This window comes from Streptomyces sp. NPDC057638 (genome assembly GCF_042800315.1).
GTDB lineage: Bacteria > Actinomycetota > Actinomycetes > Streptomycetales > Streptomycetaceae > Streptomyces.
Genome location: NZ_JBHVHF010000585.1, coordinates 1 through 1,760, shown reverse-complemented (window position 1 = coordinate 1,760; position 1,760 = coordinate 1). Strand labels below are relative to the sequence as shown.

The 1,760-nt window shown below is 73.1% G+C and carries 1 protein-coding gene; it reads right to left on the bottom strand.

Annotated elements, in window-relative coordinates; translation table 11 throughout:
• Window positions 1–19 precede the first annotated feature (19 nt).
• Window positions 20–1,591 (bottom strand): serine protease, encoded by a 1,572-nt coding sequence (locus tag ACFVIM_RS34990; RefSeq protein WP_384310377.1) that lies wholly within the window; start codon window positions 1,589–1,591, stop codon window positions 20–22.
• Window positions 1,592–1,760 lie beyond the last annotated feature (169 nt).

The following is a 1,760-nucleotide window of genomic DNA, read 5'->3' as shown; positions in this document are numbered from 1 at the left end:
GATGTGTATAAGAGACAGCTCAGTGGGTGCGGTAGGCGTCGGTCTGGGTCTGGACCAGGGTGTTGCCGCCGATGTCGGTCAGCTCCGCGCGCAGCGAGACGCCGGTCCCGGGACGCGGGTTGGGGACGGTGACCGCGCCGCGCACGACCGGCAGCCGCCGCCAGCTCGCGCCGCCGTCCACCGAGAACGAGACCGTCAGCGAGCGGATCCGCCCCTGGGCCGCGGCGCCCTGCACGGTGACGGGGACGCGCAGTGCCGTCCCGGCCGCCGCCGTGCCCCGCAGGGTCAGCTCGGGCGTGAAGCGGACCACGCTGACCGGCACCGCGACCGGGCCGCTCACGGCCCGTGCGGCGAAGGTCCACTCGGCGCTCACCCGGCCGCCCGTGCCCGCAGCGCCGCGCCGGACGGTGCTGGTGAGGCGGTAGGTCCCGGGTCCGGCGGGCAGGGTGAACACGGCACGGCCGGGGGTGCCCGACTCCTGGCCGATGACGACCCCGTCCCGGCGCAGCGTGGTCGTGGCGCCGGTGAAGTCCGTACGCGCGGGCACATGCCCGTCGCTGTCCGCCAGCAGCGGGACATCGACGGAGAGCCGGTCCCCCTCCCGGACCACCCCGGGGCGGCCGGTGAGGTCGGGGCCGATGACGGCGTTGCCGAAGGTGCGCGTGGTGGTGGCCCCGGCGCTCACGGGCACCTGGGGTGCCTCGTAGCGGTCGATGGTGTTGCCATCGGCGTCATGGGCGGAGTAGCCGAGGTTCCAGGAGCCGCGCTCGGGCGTCACCAGATAGGAGAAGTCGGCCGAGGCGGGCAGCCGGTAGGGCACTCCGGCGCTCTCCCCCTGGCTCGGCTCGACCCCGAGGAACACGGCGCCCCCGGGCTCCGAGCGTTCCACGCCACGGACCTTGATGGTGGCCAGATCCTTCGCCTCGGGGTGCTTGACGAGTCCGGTCAGGGCGCGGGAACCGGTGACGGAATGGCTGAGGCCATAGCCCCGGTCCGTCCCGGACTTCCAGTACACGTCGTACCACTGCCGCAGCGAGCCGGGCTCCGCGTCCGGGCCCATATGACCGATCCTCAGCGGCGACCCGGCGGTGGTGTAGTTGGCCAGGTGCTGCTTGCCGCCATGGCTGACCAGCACACCCACGAAAGCGAGCACCTGCCCGGCGGCGGCGTCCGGCGGACGGACATCGACCGGGGCCGTGGTGCGCGCGTCGACGGTGACGGTGGTGTCCCCGTCGAGGTCGAGCCGCGGCTGGACGAGCCAGTCCAGGACGCCGCCCGGGATGCCGGTGTGCATTTCGCTCTCCAGGACGTACCGCCCCCGGGGCAGTGTCACCGAGACGACGCCGGAAGGGTCCTTCGACGCCCTGACGACCTCGTCGGCGCCCGCGCCGGAGAGGCCCGAGACGATGGTCTTGTAGTGCTCGGCCGCCAGGCCGTCACGGCCGAGATGCTTGATGGTCAGCGTGAAGGTCTCCGGCGGTGTCACGGCGTGGGCGGCGGAGTTCCACGCGGGGACCGTGCCGCCGACCAGGGCGACGGCGACGGCGAGCGTCCTGAGGACGCCTCGGCGGGGGATGGAGGAAGTGTTCATGATCTGCACTGCTCGGTGGGCGGTCCGGGTTCCTATGACCCGCGTCACATGGGCTCGGGGTGGTTCCGGAAGTGACGGCGACGTCTGGTGGCGCGACGGATACGGAGGTACGGACGCGACGGATACGGGGGCGGGGAAGGGACCGGGAGCCGCCGGGGCAGACTGGCCC